Annotated in this window: 20 protein-coding genes and 1 pseudogene; all 21 read right to left on the reverse strand. The window is 69.6% G+C overall.

The window, feature by feature from the left end; translation table 11 throughout:
• Positions 1 to 5: 5 nt before the first annotated feature.
• The gene (locus ACOOHF_RS14650) at positions 6 to 995 is read right to left on the reverse strand and encodes a hypothetical protein (RefSeq protein ID WP_419935567.1); all 990 of its coding nucleotides are present in this window, start codon (positions 993 to 995) and stop codon (positions 6 to 8) included.
• Positions 988 to 3,354, reverse strand: coding sequence for a YfhO family protein (locus ACOOHF_RS14655; RefSeq protein WP_420462225.1), 2,367 nt, complete (start codon positions 3,352 to 3,354; stop codon positions 988 to 990). The genes ACOOHF_RS14650 and ACOOHF_RS14655 overlap by 8 nt, the downstream gene beginning before the upstream one ends.
• The gene (locus tag ACOOHF_RS14660; RefSeq protein WP_420462226.1) at positions 3,344 to 4,879 is read right to left on the reverse strand and encodes a hypothetical protein; all 1,536 of its coding nucleotides are present in this window, start codon (positions 4,877 to 4,879) and stop codon (positions 3,344 to 3,346) included. The genes ACOOHF_RS14655 and ACOOHF_RS14660 overlap by 11 nt, the downstream gene beginning before the upstream one ends.
• Positions 4,876 to 6,150, reverse strand: a complete 1,275-nt coding sequence (locus ACOOHF_RS14665) for a glycosyltransferase family 4 protein (protein ID WP_420462227.1) — start codon at positions 6,148 to 6,150, stop codon at positions 4,876 to 4,878. Before ACOOHF_RS14665 ends, ACOOHF_RS14660 begins: the two co-directional genes overlap by 4 nt.
• Positions 6,147 to 7,076, reverse strand: a complete 930-nt coding sequence (locus tag ACOOHF_RS14670) for a glycosyltransferase (RefSeq protein ID WP_420462228.1) — start codon at positions 7,074 to 7,076, stop codon at positions 6,147 to 6,149. The genes ACOOHF_RS14665 and ACOOHF_RS14670 overlap by 4 nt, the downstream gene beginning before the upstream one ends.
• 7 nt (positions 7,077 to 7,083) lie before the next feature.
• On the reverse strand, positions 7,084 to 8,499 hold the full coding sequence (gene rpoN / locus ACOOHF_RS14675; RefSeq protein ID WP_420462229.1) for an RNA polymerase factor sigma-54: 1,416 nt from the start codon (positions 8,497 to 8,499) through the stop codon (positions 7,084 to 7,086).
• A 1-nt stretch (position 8,500) separates the two neighbouring features.
• Positions 8,501 to 9,214, reverse strand: a pseudogene (lptB, locus tag ACOOHF_RS14680) (LPS export ABC transporter ATP-binding protein); the annotation flags it as partial.
• Positions 9,215 to 9,510: 296 nt separating this feature from the next.
• Positions 9,511 to 11,331, reverse strand: coding sequence for a hypothetical protein (locus ACOOHF_RS14685; RefSeq protein WP_420462230.1), 1,821 nt, complete (start codon positions 11,329 to 11,331; stop codon positions 9,511 to 9,513).
• Complete coding sequence (locus ACOOHF_RS14690) at positions 11,328 to 12,410, reverse strand: hypothetical protein (protein WP_420462231.1); 1,083 nt, start codon at positions 12,408 to 12,410, stop codon at positions 11,328 to 11,330. The genes ACOOHF_RS14685 and ACOOHF_RS14690 overlap by 4 nt, the downstream gene beginning before the upstream one ends.
• Positions 12,392 to 12,961 carry a KdsC family phosphatase gene (locus ACOOHF_RS14695; protein ID WP_419935575.1) on the reverse strand — a complete coding sequence of 190 codons (570 nt, stop codon included), beginning with the start codon at positions 12,959 to 12,961 and terminating at the stop codon, positions 12,392 to 12,394. Before ACOOHF_RS14695 ends, ACOOHF_RS14690 begins: the two co-directional genes overlap by 19 nt.
• A gap of 42 nt (positions 12,962 to 13,003) precedes the next feature.
• Positions 13,004 to 13,855, reverse strand: coding sequence for a 3-deoxy-8-phosphooctulonate synthase (gene kdsA / locus ACOOHF_RS14700; protein ID WP_420462232.1), 852 nt, complete (start codon positions 13,853 to 13,855; stop codon positions 13,004 to 13,006).
• On the reverse strand, positions 13,852 to 15,561 hold the full coding sequence (locus tag ACOOHF_RS14705) for a CTP synthase (RefSeq protein ID WP_420462233.1): 1,710 nt from the start codon (positions 15,559 to 15,561) through the stop codon (positions 13,852 to 13,854). Before ACOOHF_RS14705 ends, kdsA begins: the two co-directional genes overlap by 4 nt.
• A gap of 11 nt (positions 15,562 to 15,572) precedes the next feature.
• The gene (gene kdsB, locus ACOOHF_RS14710) at positions 15,573 to 16,310 is read right to left on the reverse strand and encodes a 3-deoxy-manno-octulosonate cytidylyltransferase (RefSeq protein ID WP_419935578.1); all 738 of its coding nucleotides are present in this window, start codon (positions 16,308 to 16,310) and stop codon (positions 15,573 to 15,575) included.
• A gap of 109 nt (positions 16,311 to 16,419) precedes the next feature.
• On the reverse strand, positions 16,420 to 18,105 hold the full coding sequence (locus tag ACOOHF_RS14715; protein WP_420462234.1) for a hypothetical protein: 1,686 nt from the start codon (positions 18,103 to 18,105) through the stop codon (positions 16,420 to 16,422).
• The gene (locus tag ACOOHF_RS14720; RefSeq protein ID WP_420462235.1) at positions 18,105 to 18,458 is read right to left on the reverse strand and encodes a nitroreductase family protein; all 354 of its coding nucleotides are present in this window, start codon (positions 18,456 to 18,458) and stop codon (positions 18,105 to 18,107) included. The genes ACOOHF_RS14715 and ACOOHF_RS14720 overlap by 1 nt, the downstream gene beginning before the upstream one ends.
• A 52-nt stretch (positions 18,459 to 18,510) precedes the next feature.
• On the reverse strand, positions 18,511 to 19,425 hold the full coding sequence (gene xerD / locus ACOOHF_RS14725) for a site-specific tyrosine recombinase XerD (RefSeq protein WP_420462236.1): 915 nt from the start codon (positions 19,423 to 19,425) through the stop codon (positions 18,511 to 18,513).
• Positions 19,422 to 20,060 (reverse strand): DedA family protein, encoded by a 639-nt coding sequence (locus tag ACOOHF_RS14730; protein ID WP_419935582.1) that lies wholly within the window; start codon positions 20,058 to 20,060, stop codon positions 19,422 to 19,424. Before ACOOHF_RS14730 ends, xerD begins: the two co-directional genes overlap by 4 nt.
• Positions 20,053 to 20,559 carry a 2-C-methyl-D-erythritol 2,4-cyclodiphosphate synthase gene (gene ispF, locus ACOOHF_RS14735; RefSeq protein WP_420462237.1) on the reverse strand — a complete coding sequence of 169 codons (507 nt, stop codon included), beginning with the start codon at positions 20,557 to 20,559 and terminating at the stop codon, positions 20,053 to 20,055. The genes ACOOHF_RS14730 and ispF overlap by 8 nt, the downstream gene beginning before the upstream one ends.
• Positions 20,560 to 20,586: 27 nt before the next feature.
• Positions 20,587 to 20,991 (reverse strand): 5-(carboxyamino)imidazole ribonucleotide mutase, encoded by a 405-nt coding sequence (gene purE / locus ACOOHF_RS14740; RefSeq protein WP_419935584.1) that lies wholly within the window; start codon positions 20,989 to 20,991, stop codon positions 20,587 to 20,589.
• A gap of 66 nt (positions 20,992 to 21,057) precedes the next feature.
• Positions 21,058 to 22,308, reverse strand: a complete 1,251-nt coding sequence (gene fabF, locus ACOOHF_RS14745) for a beta-ketoacyl-ACP synthase II (RefSeq protein ID WP_420462238.1) — start codon at positions 22,306 to 22,308, stop codon at positions 21,058 to 21,060.
• A 23-nt stretch (positions 22,309 to 22,331) separates the two neighbouring features.
• Positions 22,332 to 22,565 (reverse strand): acyl carrier protein, encoded by a 234-nt coding sequence (locus ACOOHF_RS14750; RefSeq protein ID WP_419935586.1) that lies wholly within the window; start codon positions 22,563 to 22,565, stop codon positions 22,332 to 22,334.
• Positions 22,566 to 22,583 lie beyond the last annotated feature (18 nt).

The raw sequence follows: 22,583 nt of genomic DNA on the forward strand, positions 1-22,583 counted from the left end.
ACGCGTCACTGGCGTCGTGGCTTGCCGATGCTCCGCCCGACCCGAGCGAACCCGAGGCCGAGGCCGAAGGCAACGAGTTCCGCCACCGTTGACCACAAGCGGGCGGCCAGGGCCAGAGCCGCGGCGGGTCCGAGCGAAATCGCCGCCGCCGCGCTCAGGAGGCTCGCCATCGCGCCCTCCCGCACGATCATCCCCCCGGGCGCGATCACGGCCAGGTAGCCGACGACGTACGAGGCCGAGAATACCCCGCACGCCACGAAGGGTCCGACGGGGTTGCTCGCGACCAGCCCTTCCAGAAGGGCCCAGAAACCAAAGCCATGGAGGGACCAGACCAGAAGGCCGCCGAGGACCGCCCGGATGAGCAGGCTCCCTGGAAGCGATACCTGATCGGGGTCTCCGGGTTCCCGGAGAAATCGATGCCCGAGCTTGACGACCAACCGCAACACAGGAGGCGCGAGGGCCCCGGCCACACAGAGAGCACCGAGCAGAATGGGCCACATCCCGAGTCCCTCAAACGCTGCCGTGCCGAGCGCCGCCACGCCGATTCCGGCTCCCGTGACCAATATCACGCCCTGGAACACGAGCAGCGTGGCCAGCGCCCCCGCCCCCGAATCCCCGTGCGCCCGGACGTAGCCGACCAGGCCCGTCACCTGCCAGATCTTTCCGGGCAGATACCGGCCGAGGTTCGAGCCGAGCCAGACGGCGGCGGCCTCCGGGAGGTGCGCCCGTCCGCCCGTCGCTCTGAACATGGAGCCCCAGGTGGCACCGCTGATCCAAAGAGCCGCCGTACCGGAAGCGACTGCCCCGGTGAGCCACAGTGGCCGCACCTGCCACTTCGCGCCCTCCGACCCCGCCATCTGCAACCAGGCGCCCCAGCTACCGGACAGTGCGGACGCCACGGCCGCGAGCGCGACGAGGAGAAAGGCGATCGAGGCCAGGATGGCGAAGCGTGGCGGAAGTCGCCCCGGTTTCCGTCCGGCTTCCCGGTCAGGCATCCTCTTGCCGGGTACGGGCCGGGAACCGGAACCGAAGGAGCACGGCGCCGATGAGGAGGACCGCGACCAGGCTCGTCCACACGCCGATCCGGAACGACGAACTCCGGTATGCGAAGGTGAGCCGATGCGGCCCCGTCGGGATCTCGACGCCGCGGAAGGCGGTGTTCACGCGCCAGATTGTCGCCTCCTCTCCGTCCACGAAGGCGCGCCAGCCGGCGTTGTGAATCTCGCTCACCGCGAGAAGCCCCGCCCGCTCCGCCTGGACGTCGAGCTCGATCACCTCCGGCTCGTATCGGATGATGGCGGCCGTGCCCTGCCCCGCCTCCGGTGGATCCAGGCCGATCCTGGATTCGACGACGGAGAGACTCTCTGGATCCGGATTGTCCCATGTCCGGGTCGCCGCCTCGGACGGATCCGCCGTCCACTCGATTTCGGCCGGGAAGAACGCGTATCCCGGCGGCGACGGGATCGAATACAGGTGGCGACCGGAAGCCTCGGCGATCGAGGCGACATCCTCCTGAGCGCCGGGGATGATGATGTAGCGCACGTTGAGGAGCCTGCGTACCGGGTCGCGGCCCAGCCCCTGGTCCGGGATGATCCCACCGACGAGCGTCGCGTACGGCTGTAGGAGGAACTTCTGTAGCCCGGTGGCCGACGCGATCCCGTGGTAGGCGAGTTCGTTCGGCCGGTAGTTACGCACCGAACCCGCGAGGTTCGGCGCCCACACCCGGTCTCCCGGGCCCGCGTCCTCCTGGAGGGCGGCGATGACGGGATCCGTCGCCAGCGCGGGGTCCGCGTCTCGAACCTCCAGATAGCGGGCGTCTACGCGCCACAGGTCCAGGATGCCGAACACGAGCACGGGCACTAGCGCCCATGGCGCGAGCCGCCGCCGGGATACGGCCCACGCTCCTCCCCAGGCGAGCCCGAACCCGGCAAGCAGGAGCAGGCCGTTCGTCCGCAGGAGCGGTACGAGGGCCGGATCGGGCCGTCTCGGCCAGCCCGCCGGATACCACGACATCATGGCAAAGTTCCCCAGCCCGGCCGGGTCGAGCGCGGCCCAGGCCCCGAGGAGCACGATGGGCCCCCCGAGTAGTCCGAGCGCCACACGGGACACGCGAGGGTTGGCCTGCCGCCCCTCGAGAACGGCCTCCCACCCGCAGGCCGCCAGGAGCGCGACGAACACGGCGACCGGACCCAGCATCATGGCGGGCGCGCGCAGGTTCCCGATCAGTGGCAGCAGCGCGTAGGCGATGCGGTGGATGGGGGTCGCGGCCCCCAGCGCGAACAGGATGCCCAACAGGCTCGCGACAGCCAGGAACGCCACCGTCCGCCGCTGCTCGCCGGACAGTCCGCCACCCCACGCCGCGGCCACGCCCAGGATGGCGAGCGCGATCGGCACCGCGCCGAGGTACTCGGTATGGAGCTTGATCGGGTTCTCTCCCCAATACGTAGCGGGGAGCGAACTGATCAGGTCCGGAAGGAACAACGCCGTCAATTCCTGCGGCGGCAAGGCCCACGACGCCGCAAACTCGTAGCCGGTTTCGGCTGCGGCGCGCGTCACGTCCCCGAGCAGCGCCAGCACCGGAAACAGTTGGGGCCCGGCCAGGGCGATCGAAGCCGCGACGGTCAGGGAGAACGCGGTCACGGGGGGGACATAGACCCTCCACCAGCCTTCTCCGCCCGGGCGCGGGATCCGGAACAGGAGATGGAAGACGAAGAACAGGGCCAGCGTGAGGCTGGAGAAGTACATCACCTGGGTGTGCGGGGTGAAGACCTGGGCCGCGATGGTGACGGCAAGGCCGCAGAACCAGCGCGCCTCGCCGGTCTCGAGCCCGCGGTTCAGGAGACCCAGGGCGAGCGGGATGAGCGCCATGGCGAACATCCGCCCGTCGTGCCCACCCCACAGGTGCGACGTCATATAGCCCGTGAGCATGAACGAGGCGCCGCACACCACGGCCGACGACGGCCGCAGTCGGAACGACCGCCCGAGGAAGTACCCGAAGGCGCCACTCAGGAAGGTGTGCAGGACGAACGTCCACCCGATCGCCCGGTGCAGCGGCATGAAGAAGTAGAGGATGGTGGAGGGGTAGAAGATCGGCCCGGGCAGGAGCCCGACGAAGGGCATGCCTCCGTAGATGTTCGGGACCCACATCGGTACGCCCCGGCCGGCGCGGATTTCGTCCACGTAGAAGCGCCGCAGCGAGATCCCCTCGAACATCATGTCCGACCCGAAGATCAACCGCTCCGGGTGGAAGATGAAGTCACGGTAGAAGAGCACGCTCACGAGGGCCGCCGCCCCCAGGAACCACCAGACCGTGCGGTCGCGACCCTCCGCGGGCCCCTTGACGTCAGTCGGCATTGGCCGCGGGCGGGAGAAGGCGGAAGATCGCGGATGGCGGTTCTCCACCCACGTACACGGCCTCGAAGCGGTCCTCGTGGGCGCGAATCGCGGGGACGAGGTAGCGTTGGGTGGTCCCGCTCACCTGGTCGACGACGACGTAGTCCGCTCTCATCGCTTCCAGACCCCGCATGACGGATGCGGGATCGCCCGAGAAGGGGTAGAGATCCCCTTTCCGGCGGGCGTACCAGAAGAAAAGACGCGGCTTCCGGTTCGCGATGATCGCGCCGGGCGGCGTGTTGTCACGGGCCCAGCGCGCCGCCTCGTAGAGACTCGCGTTGGCGGGAGGGTCGCACGGATCTCCCGTCCGATACGACGCCGCGCACGCGACGCGACCGGGGCCGGTGTCGGTCACCCAGGCCACTCCGAAAGCCGCGATCACCACCGGCGCCGCCCATTTCAGCCAGCGGCCGGCGGGCAGTGGCAGCCGCCACACGGCCACAAGAGCCAGCAGCAGGATGACGGGCGCGAGCGGGAGCAGGAAACGCCGATCGGTCCACACCGACGGCCAGACCGCGATCAGCCCTGCGTACAGGACGGCGAACACTTCCGGCGCGCGGAGACGCTCGCGCGAGCGGATGGTCCACCCGGCCAGCGCGGCCGCGGCCACGACGAGTCCGAGCGCGGCCCCTCCGCCCCCCGCGCCGCCGGGACCCAGGAGCGTCTCCGGGATCACCCGACTGACGTAGGCCCAGCAGTTGTCGGCGGCACGGGCGAAGAGGCCCGCGAAACCCACCGAGCCCGCCGTCGGCGTGTACGGATCCAGAAGCAGGAGTTCCGCCAGATATCCCGGCTGTTCCGCCGCCGCGAGGCGCTGGTAGAGCGCCCACGCTCCGAGCGCCCCGGCCGTTACGGCGCCCGACCACAGCGCCCGCCGCCGCCGCCCCTCGAGCAGCCAGGCGAGCGGGAGCGCGACAAGGATCGTCATGCCCGCGGTACGCGTCGCGAACGCCGCGACCGCAGCCAGCATCGCGAGCGCAGCGCCCGTGCGGTCCTCGCGCCGCGAGAGCCAGAGGGCGACGACGACGCACAGCGTGAAGGGCGCTTCGCTCAGTATGTAGTGGCCGTACTCGAGCAGCGTCGGGTTGACCGCCAGGAGCCCGGCCGCGCCGAGCGCGGGTCCCGGCCCGACCCAGCCGCGCCCGAAGTGCGCCGTCGCCCATACCGAGGCGGTCGTGAGCAGCAGCATGGCGACCTTGGCCACGCCGACACCGCCGAGCCACCCCAGCCCCGCGAGGAGCAGCGGCAGGAGCGGTGGGTAGCGCGCGTGCAGCGGAGTGCCGGGCAGGTGCAGATCACGATACCCTTCCCCATTCCGCAGTGCGTCGCCGATGATCAGGTATCCCGCGTTGTCGCCGCCCGGGAAGAGGGTGGGCTCGAAGACGAGGACGCCCAGCAGCAGATGCAGGATCGCGAGTCCCGCCGCAGCGAGGTTGAAGTTGTCCCGTACTCGTCCACGACCGTCGTTGCCCGCGAGCGCGGTCATCGCGGGGGCTCCGGGGCAGTTTCGGGGGCGGGGCCGCTTCGGTCCGGGGCCTCTCCCCGGCGGGCGGCGATCGCCTGCTCGTAGCAGCCTGTCAGACGGTCGACCACCCCGGGGAGGGCGAACCGTCCCCGGGCATGCGCCCTCCCGCGCCGGGCTCGTTCACGCGTCTCGGCGGGGCTCTCCACCGATTCCAGGATGGCGCCGGCCAGCGCGGCGGCGTCTCCGGGCGGTACGAGCAGTCCCGTCTCACGGTGCCTCACGATGTCCGGGATTCCTCCGATATCCGACGCGATCACGGGCAATCCGAATTCGAGCGCCTCCAGCAGGACGACCCCGAGGCCCTCCGTGTCCCCTTTCCTGTCCACCACTGCGGGCAGGATGAAGAGATCGCTCGCCCGGTAGGCCTCGCTCAGCGTCGTCTCATCGACGCGGCCCGCGAAACGCACGGACGCGTCCACACCGACCCGCACGGCCTCGGCTGCCAGCCCGGCGGCCTCCGGCCCCTCGCCGATGACCGTAAGCGTCGCATCGACGCGTTCCCTGACCCGGGCCAGCGCACGTATCAGGATATGGACACCCTTCCGTTCCACAAGCCGCCCGACGAAGAGGAGACGGAACGACCCGTCGCGGCGAGGCGCACGACCCGCCGTGGTCGACGGATCCGGCGCGAACCCCGACACCGCCGCGCTGAACGGGATCACGGTCACTTCCCGTGTCGTGTAGCGCGCCACCGCGGAGGCCGTGGCCGAGGAAATCGCCGTCACGGCGTCCGACATCTCGATCGACCAGCGGAGGAACGGGACGGCCCAGCCGAGTCGGCGCTCGATCCAGCGGATCTCGACTGAATAGAAGCTCGAGACGACGGCCGTCGTGCCCCCGGAGGCGGCGCGCAGCACACCCCCGAACCAGGCGTGCGGCACCGGCCAATGGACGTGGACCACGTCGGGCGGCGACGACGTTCCCGCCGCGAGCGAGGCGAGGCTCCCGCCCGCCAGATACGCGGGCAGGAGCGCGAGGTACGCGGGGCGCGAGCGCAGCCGATCAGGAACGGTCTCGTCGTGCGTGAGCGTTTCGAGCCGGGCAGGGGCGTAGCGGAACCGCCGCACGGGAATCCCGCGCCACTCCGTCGCCCCCCCGCCCCGATAGGAGGGCGCCAGGACCTCCACCTCGATCCCCCGCTCGCGGAGGCCGAGCAGCAGTCGGCCCAGCCAGGGGGTGATCACGTCGGCGTCGTGGCGTGGGAAGGCGGTCACGACGTGGACGACCCTCAAGGGCGCCGATCCCGCTTCATCTCCTCCAGTTCGTCTCGCAGCTGGGCCATCATCTCCGCCAGGAACCCGAGCACGAAGAGGAGCAGTCCCGCCACGACGAGAAGGACCACGAGCGTGAGCAGCGGACGAAAGCCGAGCCCGAAGCCGAAGCGCAGCACGAGCGCCACGATCCCGGTCAGGCCGCCGGCCGCGATGAGCGCGAGGCCGGAGGTGCCGAAGAAGAGCAGCGGCTTGCGGCCGAACACGAGCTGGAACCAGACGGAGACGAGATCGAGCATCCCGACCATGATGCGGCGCCGCCCCGAGAACTTGGCCTCGCCGTGCCGCCTCGGGTGCAGTTCGATATCCAGTTCGCCGAGGCGGTAGCCCTGCGCGTGGGCCAGGACGACGAGATAGCGGTGCCAGTCGTGGCGCAGCGTGAGGCCGGCCAGGACGTCGGCGTGAAACGCCTTCATCGAGTTCAGATCCCGCACGGGCACGCGAAAGATGGCGCGCGCGAGTCCGTTGTAGATCGACGACACGAAGCGCTTCTTGTAGCGGCCGACCTTTCGCCCCGCGACCAGATCGTACCCCTCGTCCAGCATCGCCACGAAGCGCGGAATCTCCTCGGTCGAATGCTGCAGGTCCGCGTCGAAGAGGACGAGATATTCGCCGCGCGCGGCTTCCGATGCGGTGAGCATGGCCTCCGTCTTGCCGCGGTTCGCGCGGTGCCGCAGCACCACGGCCGCGTCGAGTCCCGCGGAGGCTGCCGCGGCCCGCGCGGCTTCGGTCGTGCCATCGCCGGAACCATCGTCGACCAGGACGACTTCCGCCGACAGTTCGTGTGCCCGGAACGTCGCCGCGAGTTCCGAGAACAGCTCCGGCATGTTCTCCGCCTCGTCGTACGCGGGCACGATGACCGAGACGCGGGGTGACTCGTCCTTCATGGACACCTCACAGGCGTTTGCGCATGCGGGCCGAGAGGATCCCGAGCCGGTCGCGATACTTCGCCACCGTACGGCGGGCGATCTTCACGCCGCCCCGTCTCAGCCGATCCGCGATCTGGTGATCGTTGAGGGGCGCCCTCGGATCCTCCTCCGACACCAGCTTGCGGATCTGGGCCTGCACCCCCCTGGCCGACACGTCCGCACCCCCATCGGTCGCGTAACCACCCGAAAAGAAGAACTTGAGCGGGTAGAGCCCCCGCGGCGTCTGCACGTATTTCTCGTTCGCGATCCGGGACACGGTCGACTCGTGCACTTCGAGGTGTCGGGCGACCTCACGCAGCTTGAGGGGCCGCAGGTGTTCCACCCCCTTCTCTAAGAACTCCCGCTGCCGCTCCACGATGAAATCCATGGCGCTCAGCATCGTCTGCCGGCGCTGCTCGATGGCCTGGATCAGCCACTGCGCGCTGTTGAGTCGCTCCGAGATGAATGTCCGGTTCTCTCCGTCGAACCGCGCGCGATCCGCGGCGATCTTCCGGTAGGTCGGAGACAGTTTCAGGCGAGGCAGAGAGGTATCGCTGTGAGAGACCACGTAGCGGCCGTCGACTCTCTCCACCGTCAGGTCCGGGATCACGTAGGTGTCCGATCCGTCCGCATACTTCAGGCCCGGCTTGGGGTCCAGCGTCGCGATCTCGTCGGCCGCCTCCTGGACTTCGCGCGGCGTGATTCCGTATTCCTGCGCCACGTCGCTCCAGCGGTGCTCCGCGAGTTGGCGAAAGTGGTCGTGGACTATCCGAAACGGCAGCGACCCCTCCCGCCCGCGGTCGCGCAACTGAAGGAGGAGCGACTCGCGCAGATCCCGCGCCCCGATGCCGCTCGGTTCGAAGGCCTGAACCCCCGCGAGGATCTCCTCGACCTCGTCCCGGCGGACGTCCGCCGCATCCCCGAGGCGGGTCTCGGCCGCTTCGATGATCCGGTCCGGCGCGCAGGAGAGAAACCCGTCCCGGTTGATATTCCCGATGATCTCTTCGCCGATCAGGACCTGGCGTTCGTCGAGCCGGAGGAGGTTCAACTGATCGTGGAGATGGTCCCAAAGGCTTCGGGTCGCCGTCACCGTCGGCGTGAAGCTCTCGCGCTCCTCGTGTTCCTCCCGCCGCCCCCCGGGATCGAAGTCGTCGAGGAGCACCTCTTCCCAATCCACCTCCTCCCCGGATTCGACGTCCTCGTCCCCGGGTTCGACGTCCTCGTCCCCGGGTTCGACGAGTTCGAGGAAGGGATTGCCGACGAGTTCCTGTCTCAGGCGCGCCTGAAGGTCGAGGAGCGGCATGTGCAGGAGATCCATCGCCTGGTAGAGGCGCGGATGGGCCTTCTGTTCCTGCCGCAGCTCGAGGCCGGCGGAGAGGCCGGGTCGCCCGTCGAGAGGCATGTCAGAGCCTGAAGTCCGTCCCGAGATACAGTTCTCGCGCCTCGGGGTCGTTGACGAGACGATCCGCCGCCCCCTGCACGAGGATCTTGCCCTCGAACAACAGGTACGCGCGATCCGTGATCGAGAGCGTCTCGCGCACGTTGTGGTCCGTGATCAGGACCCCGAGCCCCTTGTCCCGCAGGTCTTTCACGATGCGCTGGATGTCCTCGATCGCGATCGGGTCGACCCCGGTGAACGGTTCGTCGAGGAGGAGGAACTTGGGCCGCGTCACGAGCGCCCGCGTGATCTCGAGGCGGCGGCGTTCGCCACCGGAGAGCGAGTAGGCCTTGTTCGCCCGAAGGTGCTTGATCGACAGTTCGTCGAGCAGTTCCTCGAGCCGGTCCCGTCGCTCCTGCCGCGACAACTTCTGGGTCTCGAGGATCGCCATCACGTTCTGTTCGACCGTGAGCTTCTGGAACACCGAGGCCTCCTGCGGCAGGTATCCGATCCCGGCCCGCGCGCGGCGATACATCGGCCATCGGGTGATTTCCTCGTCATCCAGATAGACGCGGCCCCTGTCCGCCTTGAGCAGCCCCACGATCATGTAGAACGTCGTGGTCTTGCCGGCGCCGTTAGGACCGAGCAGACCGACGATTTCTCCCTGGCGCACCCTGATCTCCACCTCGTTCACCACGCACCGGCGTTTGAACGAGCGCACGAGGCCCTCGGCCCGGAGTACGCTCCCGTTCCGGACCGATGTCCCCTCCGGCCCGGACTCGGCTCGCGGCGCGGCTTCGAGGTCGGGGTCGGCCCGAGGCGCGGGTTCAAGGTCGGGTTCGGTCCGCGGCTCGGCTTCGACTTCGGGCTCGGCCTGAGGCACGGCTTCGAGGTCGGGCTCGGTCCGAGGCGCGGCTTCGACTTCGGGCTCGGCCTGAGGCTCGGCTTCGAGGTCGGGCTCGGCCGAGGCTCGGCTTCGACTTCGGACTCGGCCTGAGGCGGACTCGGGACCGTCGTCGGGCGGCTGCAGATTACTCACCACATTCTCCTCGATCTGTGGGAGGGGGCGGGCCGTGCGCCCCGGGCCGTGCGGACCGGCGGCGAGCGGCCCGAGGCCGCCGCGAGGGGCTGCAGCCGAGGGCGTCCGCCGCTCCGGAGCGTGTCCGGCGGGGCGGACAACGTGTCCGGAGGGGTGGACGACGTATCCGGCGGTGCCGACAACGTGTCGGACGCGACGCGGGCCGAGTCGCCCGGGGCCGACCCTGCGGCGTCCCCGGCCGAGGTCGTGTCCGCCGGTTGTTCGCCCCCCGACGCTTCCCCGAATACCTCCCGCGGTTCCAGATACACGCCGATCGCGTGGTCGCCGGCCACGGCGAGGGGCTCCCCATCTTCGAAGTCCACCTGGATGCGCACGCCTACGAGGTAGTTTCGCGAGGGCCGCGACGTGGCCATCGAATCGCGGACCATCCGGTAGAGCGCGCTCGCCCCCCCCGCCAGGATCAACCGCGACATCGCGGGCTCGGCCACGGCCACCGAGTCGGCGGCCGCGTCGTCCGGACGTTCGAAGATGGCGATGAGCGTGTCCGCGCGAGCCCAGTTCATGGAACCGTCGAGGGCGAGTTCCGGTCCCCCGCTCGCCTCCGATTCCCCGTCCTCCGTCTCCTCCGTCTCCTGCGACTCCTCCGACTCCGCGCCCTCTGCACGGCCCGACTCGACCTCAGCCTCAGCTTCGGCGTCAGCCTCCGCCCCGGTCGCCGCCGCCGCAGAATCCCGGGGAGCGGCGGCTGAATCGGACTCCGTCGGCCCGGCGAGGGTGTCCGGCCGCGCGACCGTCGTGTCACGCTGGATCGCGACCGCGTCCCCCACCGAGTACGCCGTGTCGATCTGGCTCCGGTACATCACGAAATGAAGCGAGTCGCCATACAGGACGTGGGAACCGGAGTCGGCTTCGCCGAGCCCCTCGCCGTGTGCCCAGACGTGCTTCACGTCCCGGTTGTCCAGTTCGATGTCGATCGCCTCCGCGCGCACCTCGTAATTCTCTCCCGCCGCGTAGCCCCCGCCGATCGCCCGCACCTCCTCGAGCTCCTCGTTCTCGGACCGGAACCTTATCGTGTCGCCTTCGAGCCGGATCCCTTCCGCCTCGATCCAGGGCTCGCCCCACATGACGCCGAGTCCATCCTCCCTGGTGAGAGAGGCGGTGTCGGCCCGCGCGTTGAGGTCGCTGCGGGTGATGACCGCATCTCCCGCGAACCGGGCCTCGTCCTCCCCCGCGAACACGGCGACATCGGCCTCGACCTCGAAGGGTTCGCGCGACTCCCCGTGCTCCGGGTAGAAGGTCACGGTGGGGCGCCCCGACGCGGTCGTGAACGCATCGACGCCGGAGACCGCTCGCAGGAACTCGACCCGCGGACCCGTGAGTGTGGATCCGTCCACGAGACGGACGAGTTCGACGTTGTCCTCGGCGATGATGAAATCCGAAAGCTGGAAGTAGAGGAGCCGGTCGGACTTCAGGGTCCGGATCGTGTCTTCGTAGACCACGCGGCCGATGAGTTCCACCTGGCGGGGGCCATCCCGCTTGATGGCGCTGTCCGCCTCCATCGCGGCCGACCCGCAGGTCCACAGATAACGGCCGCTCAGATGCGTGACGTGCTCACCTGCGACATCCCGGTTCGTGAAGCTTCGCGTGTCGGCTTCGAGCGGGCGCCACCTCAGGGTGCATTCCCCCATCGCCGGGGCGATCCCCTCCCGAGCTTCCTCCGGGGCCGGAATGGAGTCGGGCTCCTGTGCGGAGAGCGGACCCGCGAGCCACACCGTCGCGACGAGGAGAGCCGGGAGGCCGGAGCGGACGCGATTCACCGGCGCGCCGTGGTATCCGGGGGTGCGCCCGTGGTGTCCCGCGCGACGGCCGTATCCGGCGGCGCGACCAGCGTGTCCCGCGCGACGGTCGTATCCGGCGGCGCGACCAGCGTGTCCTGCGCGACGGTCGTATCCGGCGGCGCGACCAGCGTGTCCGGCGCGACGGTCTTCTCCAGCGGCGCGATCAGCATGTCCTGCGCGACGGTCGTATCCGGCGGCGCGACCAGCGTGTCCGGCGCGACGGTCTTCTCCAGCGGCGCGATCAGCATGTCCGGCGCGACGGTCGAATCGGGAGGCGCGACCAGCGTGTCCGGCGCGACGGTCGAATCGGGAGGCGCGACCAGCGTGTCCTGCGTTGCCATCGTATCCGGACGGGCCGCCGCGGTGTCCTCGGCCACCAACGTCGGGACCTCCGCCTCGGCGGTATCCTGCACGACTGGAGTCGTATCGGCGGCTGCGGGAGTCGTGTCCATCGGCGTCGGATCCGCGACGGTGACGATCCGGGGCCGGGTCTCGCCCTCCGGGTTCAGGACGATGACCGAATCGAGCCCCGGGTCCGACTCGAACGCCGAACCCTCGATGAGCATCGTCCCCACGGCCCGGGAGAGCCGAAACAGCGTGTCACCATAGAGGCGCCCTTCCGCATTCACGTACCGCATGCGTTCGGTCTCCAGCCTCTGTCCATCGACGTGGTCCTCGGCGACCACATCTCCTTCCGCCTGCAGGTCCCCCCTGAGTTCGTCGTAGATGCCGTACGCCGAGGTCACCTCGGAGGATGGATTCCCGTTCACGTCGTAGAAGATGATCCTCATCGGGCGCAGGTGGACCTCGTTCTCTCCGTGCCATTCGGCCGTATCCCCCTCCACGACCGCGCGCCGGATCCCCTGGCGCGTCACGACGGTACGCATCGCCGTCTGCGCCATCTCGACGCCTTCGGGGAGGAGCTGGCTGGCGGTGGGAGGCGCGTTGTCGGGTTCGCACGCCGCGAAGAGCGCGACCAGCACCGCCCACAGCGGCGGGCCGCCCCCCCGCGCGCGCCGACGCTCACCGCCCGCGCGCATCACGTACTCGAACCGCAAACTCGTCCTCCTTCCCGGAACTCCGCCACCAGATCGTCCCACTCCCCACGCCCCGCGAGCAGGGCCTCGGCGAACTCACGCACGGCTCCTTCTCCGCCGGGGACCGTGCCCACCCAGGCCGCCGCGGCGCGCACCTCGGGCACCGCACCGACGACCGCCGCCGGAAGGCCTACCCGCTCCATGACGGAGAGATCCGCGAGATCGTCGCCCAGGTGGGCGGCCTGGGCGAACGTCCAGTCACGCCTCGCCAGGATACCCCGCAGCGCCGCAAGCTTTCCCTCCGGCGCTCCGAGCGAAACCTCTTCGATCCCCAGCTCCCGGGCCCGCAGCCCCACCGCCGTCGAACGCTTCCCGCTCACGAAGGCGACCACGAGGCCCGCCCGCTGCATGAGCCGGATCGCCATCCCGTCGAGGGCGTGGAAGCGACGCATCTCGGTCCGGCCCACCGCGTCCGCGCCGATCCAGATCGAGCCATCCGTGAGCACGCCGTCAACGTCCAGGGAGACCAGTCGTACGGCCTTCGCCCGTCGAGGGTCGAGTACCGGCGTCATGACGCGCCTCTCGGGTCCGGCCGCGCACCGCGAGGGCTCACGTCAGGCCGCCACTGCCTCGCGCACGCGCATCGCCCGCTCGAGCACGGCTCCGAGCTCAGCGAGCGGCAGCATGTTGGATCCGTCCGAAGGGGCCGCGCCCGGATCGGGGTGCACCTCCACGAACAGCCCGTCCGCACCCGCGGCGACGGCCGCCGCCGCCAGCCGACCGATGTGCTCCGGCTCGCCGCCGCTCACCGAGCCTTCCCCTCCCGGCAACTGCACCGCATGCGACGCGTCGAACACCGTCGGGCACCCCGTCGTCTCCCGCATGACCGCGAAACTCCGCATGTCGACGACCCACCGTCCATAGCCGAAGGCGAATCCACGTTCCGTCACCGCCACCTCGCGCGCCCCCGCCTCCCGCAGTTTGCCGATCGCGCCCCCAATGTCGCCGGGGGCCATCCATTGTCCCTTCTTGACGCTGACGGGACGACCCGTCGCGCCGGCCGCGCGCAGCAGGTCGGTCTGCCTGCACAGAAAGGCCGGGATCTGAAGCGCGTCCACGACCGCGGCCGCACGCGCCGCCTGCTCGGGGAGGTGGATGTCGGTGAGCACGGGAAGACCCGAGCGCTCGCGCACCCGCGCCAGCGCCTCGAGACCTGCCTCGAGTCCCGGCCCCCGCGCCGACGAAGCCGAACTCCGGTTCGCCTTGTCGAACGAGGCCTTGAACGTCACCGGGAGGTCGAACCGGTCCCGGAGTTCGGCCAGGTGGTCGGCGATCTCGAAGTTCAGCCCGTCATCCTCGAGGACGCATGGTCCCGCGATCAGAAAGAGAGAAGTCCAGGGCTTCCCCTCCGCGCCCGACGCCGTCCGGCGGCGACCGGAGAAGAAGGGAGCACATCCGGAGGTCATCTCCCGGCCGTGACCCCGTTCGTCCGGGCCGACGCCTCCGACTCCTCCCACTCGCCCACCGTGCGCGTCCGTGTCGGCTGTGCGGCCGCCACCGCGTCCCGGCGCGTCACCGCCGCCTCGACGAAGGCCGCGAAGAGCGGGTGGGGCTTGTTCGGCCGTGACTTCAGCTCGGGGTGGAACTGGGTCGCGAGGAAGAACGGATGATCGGGAAGCTCGAGCATCTCGACGAGCCCGCCGTCCGGCGACATCCCGCTGAACTCCATCCCGCCGCGGCGCAGGATCTCCAGGTAATTGGGATTGACCTCATACCGGTGACGATGCCGCTCGGAGATCTCGCCGGCGTCGTACACGCGCTGTGCGAGCGAGCCCGCCACGAGCCGGCAGGGGTAGGCCCCCAGCCGCATGGTACCGCCCATCTCCGTCACCTTGTGCTGCGAATCCAGGAGCGAGATCACCGGGTCGCTCGTCTTCGCGTCGAACTCGAACGAATGGGATGTCGGGAGTCCGCACACGTTGCGCGCGAACTCGATGATCGCGCACTGCAGGCCGAGACAGATCCCGAAGTACGGAATTTCGCGCTCGCGGATGAGCTGGATCGTGTCCAGCATGCCGGAGACGCCGCGGACGCCGAACCCGCCCGGCACGAGCACGCCCTGGAAGCCGTCGACGAACTCGGCCCCTCCCTCCTCCACCTCCTCCGACGACCGCCACGCGACCTCGACCTCCACATCGTTGTCGATGCCGCCGTGGATGAAGGCCTCCGCGATCGACTTGTAAGCGTCGACGAGTTCCGTGTACTTGCCCACGACGCAGATTCGAACCTTGCCGTTCCCCGGATTCTTGATCCTGTCGACCAGCGCTTCCCAGCGGCCGAGGTCGGGCGGATTCGTGCTGAACCCGAACTGCTCGCAGATGCGCTCGTCCATCGCCTGCGCGCGATAGTGAAGCGGGAGTTCGTAGATCGTCGCCACGTCGCGCGACTCGATCACCCGGCTCACGTCGACGTTGCAGAAGCGGGCGATCTTCTTCCTGATGCCGTCTTCCAGATCGTGCTCCGTGCGGCACACGAGGAGGTCCGGCTGGATCCCGATCCCCAGCAGTTCCCGCACCGAGTGCTGCGTCGGCTTCGTCTTGAGTTCGCCCGCGGCCGCGATCCAGGGCACGAGCGTGAGGTGGATGAAGAGAGAGTTCTCCCGCCCCACGTCCTGTCGGAACTGGCGGATCGCCTCAAGGAAGGGGAGCGACTCGATGTCGCCCACCGTCCCGCCGATCTCGGTGATCACGACGTCGTGATTCGGCGCCAGCCGCCGGATCGCGTCCTTGATCTCGTCCGTCACGTGCGGGATGACCTGGACCGTGGCGCCGAGAAAATCGCCGCGCCGCTCCTTCGTGATGATGTTCTGATACACGCGGCCGGTCGTGACGTTGTTCGCCTGCGAGAGCGAGTCGTCGATGAACCGCTCGTAGTGCCCGAGGTCGAGGTCCGTCTCCGCCCCGTCGTCCGTCACGTAGACTTCGCCGTGCTGGAACGGCGACATCGTCCCGGGATCCACGTTCAGGTAGGGGTCGAACTTCTGGATCGTCACGCGCAGACCGCGCTCCACGAGCAGACGCCCGATCGAGCCCGCGGTGATCCCCTTCCCGAGGGAGGAGACGACGCCTCCGGTGATGAAGATGTACTTGGTCGGCGATCCGTGATCCGTCATCCCCGCCTCCTTTACTCTCCCCTACTGGACAATATCCGCTCCGCGCGCTCGATATCGACGGGCAGGTCAACGCCGGGTTCGGTCCAGGGACCGAGTTCGACGTGAATCCGCATACCCGCTTCCAGCGCCCTCAGTTGCTCCAGCCGCTCCGCCCGCTCGAGCGTCGATTCGGGCAGCGCCGCCCAGCGCCTCAGCGCCGACCGGCGGTACGCGTAGACGCCGACGTGGCGCAGGCGCGCGTGGGTCCCGAACTCCGGTGATTCGTCCCGCCAGAACGGAATCGGGCTCCGGCTGAAGTAGAGTGCCCTTCCATCGGCGGCCCGGGCGACCTTGACCACCGCGGAAGACCGCCATTCGCTCTCCGAGCCGATCGGGGCCGCGATCGTGGCGACTTCCTCCGCTCTCCGCACGGCACCCTCGATCGCGCCGCCGTCCACGAAAGGCTCGTCGGCCTGGAAGTTGACCACGACGTCGTCCTCGCCGGCGCCGAGCAGATCCGCCGCCTCATCCACGCGGTCGGTACCCGAGACGTGATCGGATCGCGTCCTGACGACCTTCGCCTCGAACCCGCGCGCGCAGGTCTCGATCTCACCGCTGTCCGTCGCCACCACGACGTCGTCGAAGACGCGGATGGCCGAGGCGGCGCGCCAGCACCACTCGAGCAGGGTGCGGCCGGCAAGTTTCTGGAGGAGCTTCCTGGAGATACGGGTGCTGTAGAGTCGAGCGGGAAGGACGCAGATCACGCCCATCGGCGGCGAGTTTGATTCGCTTGGAGCGGCATCGCAAGAAGCTAGGCGCGCGCTCCGGGGTTGTCAAAATCCGCCCCCAAAATCGAGCCGGGCGGATCGGCCCGGAAGATCAGCGCGGCGGCGGCATCCGGGTGGGTCGCGCGGACCTGCGCGTGCGGACATCGATGAACCCGATGACGCCGGGCGCGTCGGGCTCGGCGGTGGAGCCCGCCGCGGCTCCGAACTCCAGCTGGAAATCCCACAGCCGGATGGCCAGCCCGCCCTGGATCGAACCGTACCACTGGAGGCGGTCACTCGGCGACCCCATACGCGCGGTGCTCCCCCGCGCGAAGACATCCAATCCGCCGAGCGCGGCGTCGCCGAGGACGGGAACGGCATAAGCCGCTTCCGCGTAGACCATCCAGGAACCCCTCAATCCGCGCAGGACCATGGTCGGTATCGTCCCCGGGCCCCCGATCGTCGAGTAGCGCTGGAACGGCAAGCGGCCGGCGACGTCCGCGCGACCCATTGCGAATACATCGACGGAGTGTCCCAACCAAGTCACGCGACGGGCCGCGACGCGGCCCTCGACGAGCAGAAAATCGTGGGATTCCATCCCCGCCACACTCGACGCGTCCGTGTCCCCGGACCCGGATCTGTCGGGCATGTTCGGGTTATAGGGAACCGTAGGGTGCGCCCGCGCGGGCGCGAGGTCCGCGTCGAAACCGCCTTCAACTCCCAACCCGAAAGCCGCTCGCCCCTCGCGACTGTTCACGGACCATTCGAAGCCGGACCGCACGAACCAGAACGCCCCCTCGTTAATCGGTTGATTCGCATACGGTCGCCGGCGAGGGTCATCCTCATCCCCGAACAGGACGGTTACGTCGCGGGCGTCGAGAGATTCTGCGTCTTCCCGCCCCGCCGAGAACGTGAATCGCCAGCCCGGGGCGTCCTCCCACACCGGCGGCTCGGCCGATACCCACTCCAGTGCGAGACCGAACTGCCTGGAATCGTAGTAGTCTCGGCCGTCATCGCCCGCGACGAAATGCGCCAGGCTGTTGTACCACGTCGGGTGGATCCAACCGTCATTGGTGACCACGGCGCTGGTCGCGAACAGGCCCAGACGGACCCGCTCGCCCAGGTGCCACGAATTGTGCAGACGAAAGTCCACGTCCCCTCGAGCGGGGATCCAGATCCCGCCCACCGCAAGTTCGGGACGGCCGGGGGCATCCGACACGCGGGCCAGCGCGCCGACCGGGAGGGACAGGCCGTTCACCCGGTCGTAGGTGGGCAGACGGACACCCCAGGTGCCGTCGAGTTCGAAGGCGGGCTCGGGCTCGACTTCCGAGATGATCTCGAACCCGCCCTCCGTGGGCCGGACGCGGAGCGGTTCGTTGGGGCGGTAGGTGATGACACCGGCGACCTCGGCCAGGCCGGAGTCGTAGAAGCCTCCCCCGAGGACGAGGACATCGCCGGCCACCGAAGCCCCGCCCCGGAGGAAGAGGTCACCGTCCACGACGTAGATGCCGCCCTCGATCCGTCCGGCGATGCGGGCGGTGCCCTCGAGCAGGAGGACGGGCCCGGGCACCGTGTCGCCTCTCGCGAGCACCGTGTCGCGCACCCAGAGGTCGAAGCGATTCGCTTCGAGGAAGCTTCGGAGGGCCTCCTGGGCTTCGGAGCGCGGTTCGCCGGCGAGCCGCACCTGCTGTCCGCTGGCCGGGCCCGGTAGCGCAAGGACCAGCGCCGCCGCGAACCCGAGCGCGGGACGGCGGAGCGGCCGGAACGGCCTCCGTGAGGGCCGGTGCCCGCAACGCATCACGGCGCGATCTTCGCCCGGGCGCTCCAGCGGTCCCACGCGATCACCTCTTCGCGCGGGCGCCGCTCCGCCAGTTCGGCCAGCCCGTCCTGAAAGCCCAGGCAGAGGAGCGCCACGACGGGCACGTCGTCCGGAACGCCGGCCACCCGCCGGACGTCGGGCTCCCGGAAACCGTAGATCCAGCTCGAATGCAGCCCGAGGTCGGCCGCCGTGAGCACCATCGTCTGGATCGCGGCGGCGAGGTCTCCCGTGAAGCTCCGCCGGCCCGTCCCGCTCACGTGCGAATGGATGCGCGCGCAGCACACGATGACGACCGGGGCGGTCCGCACGTGGGGATGGTTGAAGGCCGCCATCGCGATCCGGTTGCCGCGCGAGGTGCAGCAGGCGGGTCAGCCGCATGGCCGGTCAGCCACGAGGGTGGTGGCTGCGGTGCACCTGCCGCAGATGCGACCGGTCGACGTGCGTGTAGATCTCGGTCGTCGAAATATCCGCATGTCCGAGCATTTCCTGGACCGACGCGAGGTCGGCGCCTCCCTCGAGCAGGTGGGTCGCGAAGCTGTGGCGTAGCGTATGGGGCGTCACGTGCTTCCCGATTCCGGCGCGCGCGACATGACGCCGGAGGATCTTCCACACCCCCATCCGGCTCAGCGGACGCCCTCGAAGATTGAGGAATACCCGCCCCTCCGAGTCCCCGCGATCGAGTTCGGGTCTCGACTCCCGAAGGTATCGGCGCACCGCCGACCGCGCAGCGGCCCCGACGGGGACCAGCCTCTCCTTCGAACCCTTGCCCCGCACGCGGACGAGTCCCTCCTCGAGGTCGACGTCCCGGACTCTCAGGTCGATGAGTTCCGACACGCGGAGCCCGCACCCGTAGAGCAGTTCGAGGATGCTCCGGTCCCGGCGAGTGGCGCGGTCGTCGAGCGGGATCGCGCCGAGCAGCGCCTCGATCTCGGGCACCGAGAGGACATCCGGGAGATGACGTCCGGCGCGGGGCGCCTGGAGCCGCTCGCTCGGATCCGTTTCGATGACCCCTTCGAGGACGAGGAACCGGAAGTATCCCCGCAGCGCGTAAACGGCCCGCGCCACGCTCGAAGCCGCCCTTCCCTCTTCGGCGAGGCACGCGACGTGGTCGCGCAGCAGCTCGTACGAGACCTCGCGCGGGGAGTCGGCGCCCCGCGAGATGAGAAACTCCGCCAGGCGCCGCGCTTCGCGCAGGTAGCCATCGATCGTGCGGGGGGAGAGGCCGCGCTCGAAGCTCAGATGGTCGCGGTACGACTCCAGGTGATAGGCACGTCCCGCGTCGAGGCCGCGCTCCGTCACTCCCCCTCCTCGTGCTCCTCGCGGCGGCTCCGAATCCACCACCCCAGTACGACGCCCAGGACGATGGCGGCCACGACGAGGAGCCATGCGTTCACCCGGCCCAGGAGGTCGAGGAGCCGGCCTACGTTGCGCGAGGCCAGGATCCCGCCCGAGAGCATGAGCGCGTTCCAGAGCAGTGACGCCGTGACGAGCGGGACCAGGGCCCGGACGGCCCCGAGACCCGCGAACCCGGCGAAGGTGGGGACGATGACGCGCAGCACGGGGAGACAGCGGGAAAGGAAGATCGCCCACAGGCCGTGGCGCTCGTAGAAGCGGGACATGCGGTCGAGCTGGTGCGGGCGGAGGAGCCGCCGCCCCCAGCGGGTGCGGAACATGGCCGGGCCGTGCCGTCGGGCCAGTCCGAAGACGCAAATCGCGCCGCCCGCGTTCGCGACCCAGGCGGCGAGGAGCACGCCGGCCGGCTCCAGCGAGCCCCGATCGGCGAGGACCGCGCCCAGAACCACGAACGTGTCGGACGGGACCGGCGGGAAGAGGTTCTCGAGGGCGGAGCCGAGGGCGATGATCGCGTAGGCGACGACCTCGGGGATCCCGAGCAGGAAATCGAGGAGAGCCTGAACGCCGGGGACCTCAGGCACCGCCCGCCGCCCCTCCGGATCCGGGGGGGCCGCAGCCCACCGTCGCGACGGCGATCGCGGCCAGGCCTTCTCCCCGCCCGATCCAGCCCAGCCCCTCGTTCGATTTCCCCTTGATCGATACGGCGGCCGGGGGCACGTCGAGGGCCTCCGCCAGCCGCTCACGCATGGCCCTCGCGTGCGGCGCGATGCGGGGCCGCTCGGTGACCACGGTCACGTCGACGTTGCCCACGCGGAACCCGCGCCCCCGCAACCGCCGCACCGCGGCGGCCAGCAGGGCGACCGAGTCCGCCCCCTCATGGGCGGGATCCGTATCGGGGAACATGGCGCCGATGTCGCCGAGGCCCGCGGCCCCGAGGACGGCGTCCGTGATCGCGTGCGCGACCGCATCGCCGTCGGAGTGGCCCTTCAAACCGGGGACATCCGGGATGACCACACCGCCCAGCACGAGCGGCCGCGTCTCATCGAAGCGATGAGAGTCGAAGCCGACGCCGACCCGCACGGGAGGACCGATCCCCGCGGGCGTCGCTCAGCCCCCCGCCACGGCCAGGATACGGAGGGCGAGGTGGGCCGCGTTCTTCGCGTTATCGATGCCGACGGCGGCAACCGGGACGCCGGGGGGCATCTGCGCGCACGAGAGCAGCGCGTCGAGGCCCCCGAGGGTTCCCGCGGAGACCGGGACGCCGATGACCGGGAGAGAGGTGTGCGCCGCGACCACGCCGGGCAGCGCCGCCGACAATCCCGCTCCGCAGATGACGACGGCGTGGCCCGCCGCCTGCGCGCCCGTGGCGAGGGCCGCCGTCCGCTCGGGCTGCCGGTGCGCCGAACTCACCTCGACCTGCACATCGACCCCTGCTTCACGCAGGATCGACACGCCTTTCTCCATCGTGGGCATGTCCGATTCGGACCCCATCATCACCAGCACTGAACTCATTGCATTCTCCCCGGCGCGTTCTCCCGGCTGACCGCCCGTAGCGCGCGACACCCGCGCGCGGGGCGTCTACTCTCCGTCCCAGCGGCGTATGGCCAGACACGCGTTGTGGCCGCCGAAGCCGAAGGAGTTCGACAGGGCGGCGGTGACCGGCCGTTCGATGACCCCTCCGTGCGCGTACTCGAGGTCGCACTGGGGGTCGGCTTCCTCGAAGTTGATCGTGGGAGGGATGACGCCGGTCCGGCACACGAGGGCGGAAATCGCCCCCTCGATCGCGCCCGCCGCCCCCAGCGTGTGCCCCGTCATCGATTTCGTGGAGCCGACCACGATCGACCGGGCATGATCTCCCAGTACGTCCTTGATCGCTTTCGTCTCCGTCGCGTCGTTGGCGGGCGTCGAAGTCCCGTGCGCGTTGATGTATCCGATATCCGACGGTGCGAGCCCCGCATCATCGAGCGCGTGCTGCATCGCCAGGCGGGCGCCGGAGCCACCCGGTGCCGGCGCGGTCATGTGGTACGCGTCCGCGCTCTGCCCGAACCCCACGATCTCCCCCAGGATCTCTGCCCCGCGGGCCCTCGCATGCTCCAACTCCTCGAGGATGAACATCCCCGCCCCCTCCCCGAGGACAAAGCCGTCCCGCTTGGCGTCGAAAGGGCGGGAGGCCCGCTCCGGGTCGTCGTTGCGCGTCGACATCGCCTTCATCGACGCGAACCCGGCCACCGTGAGCGGCGTAATCGTGGACTCGCTCCCCCCGGTGATCATGACGTCGGCCTCGCCGTTCCGGATCGAGCGGAAGGCCAGTCCGACCGAGTGTCCGCTGGAGGCGCACGCCGAGACGGTCGCGTAGTTCGGGCCCTGCGCCCCGTACCGCATCGACACCATCCCCGCGGCCATGTCCGGGATGAACATGGGGATGAAGAAGGGTGAGACGCGCTTGGGGCCGCCCTCGAGCAGCTTCTTGTGCTGGGCCTCGAGGAGCGGGAGCCCGCCGATTCCGACGCCGATGATCACGCCGGCCCGGTCTGGAGGCAGGTCGGCGAACCCGTCCGCGAACCCCGCCTGCGCCATGGCCTGTTCGGCGGTCGCGATCGCGAACTGGAGGAAGCGGCCCGCCCGGCGGGCGTCCTTCCGGCCCATGTACTGCGACGGGTCGAAGTCATCTACTTCGCAGGCGAAGCGGACGGACTGATCGGAAGCGTTGAAGAGCGTGATGGGACCTGCCCCGCTGACCCCTCCGAGCAGGGCATCCCAGGTCGCGTCTGCGTCGAGGCCGACCGCGGTGACCATCCCGACCCCGGTGATCGCAACACGTCTTTTCATTCGATGCGAAGCAGTGGGGGCGTCTATGCCTTCGAGTCCAGGTATTCGATCGCCTCCCCGACGGTCTGCATCGTTTCCGCATCCTCGTCCGGAATCTCGATCCCGAACTCCTCTTCGAAGGCCATCACGAGTTCTACGGTGTCGAGAGAGTCGGCGCCGAGATCATCGACGAAGTTGGCCTCGTCGACCACTTTCTCCTGCTCCACGCCGAGTTCCTGCGCGATGATTTCCCGCACTCGTGCAGCGGTGTCCGACATTTGCGTACTCTCCTTGTA

The organism is Candidatus Palauibacter sp., assembly GCF_965216145.1.
Classification (GTDB): Bacteria; Gemmatimonadota; Gemmatimonadetes; order Palauibacterales; family Palauibacteraceae; genus Palauibacter.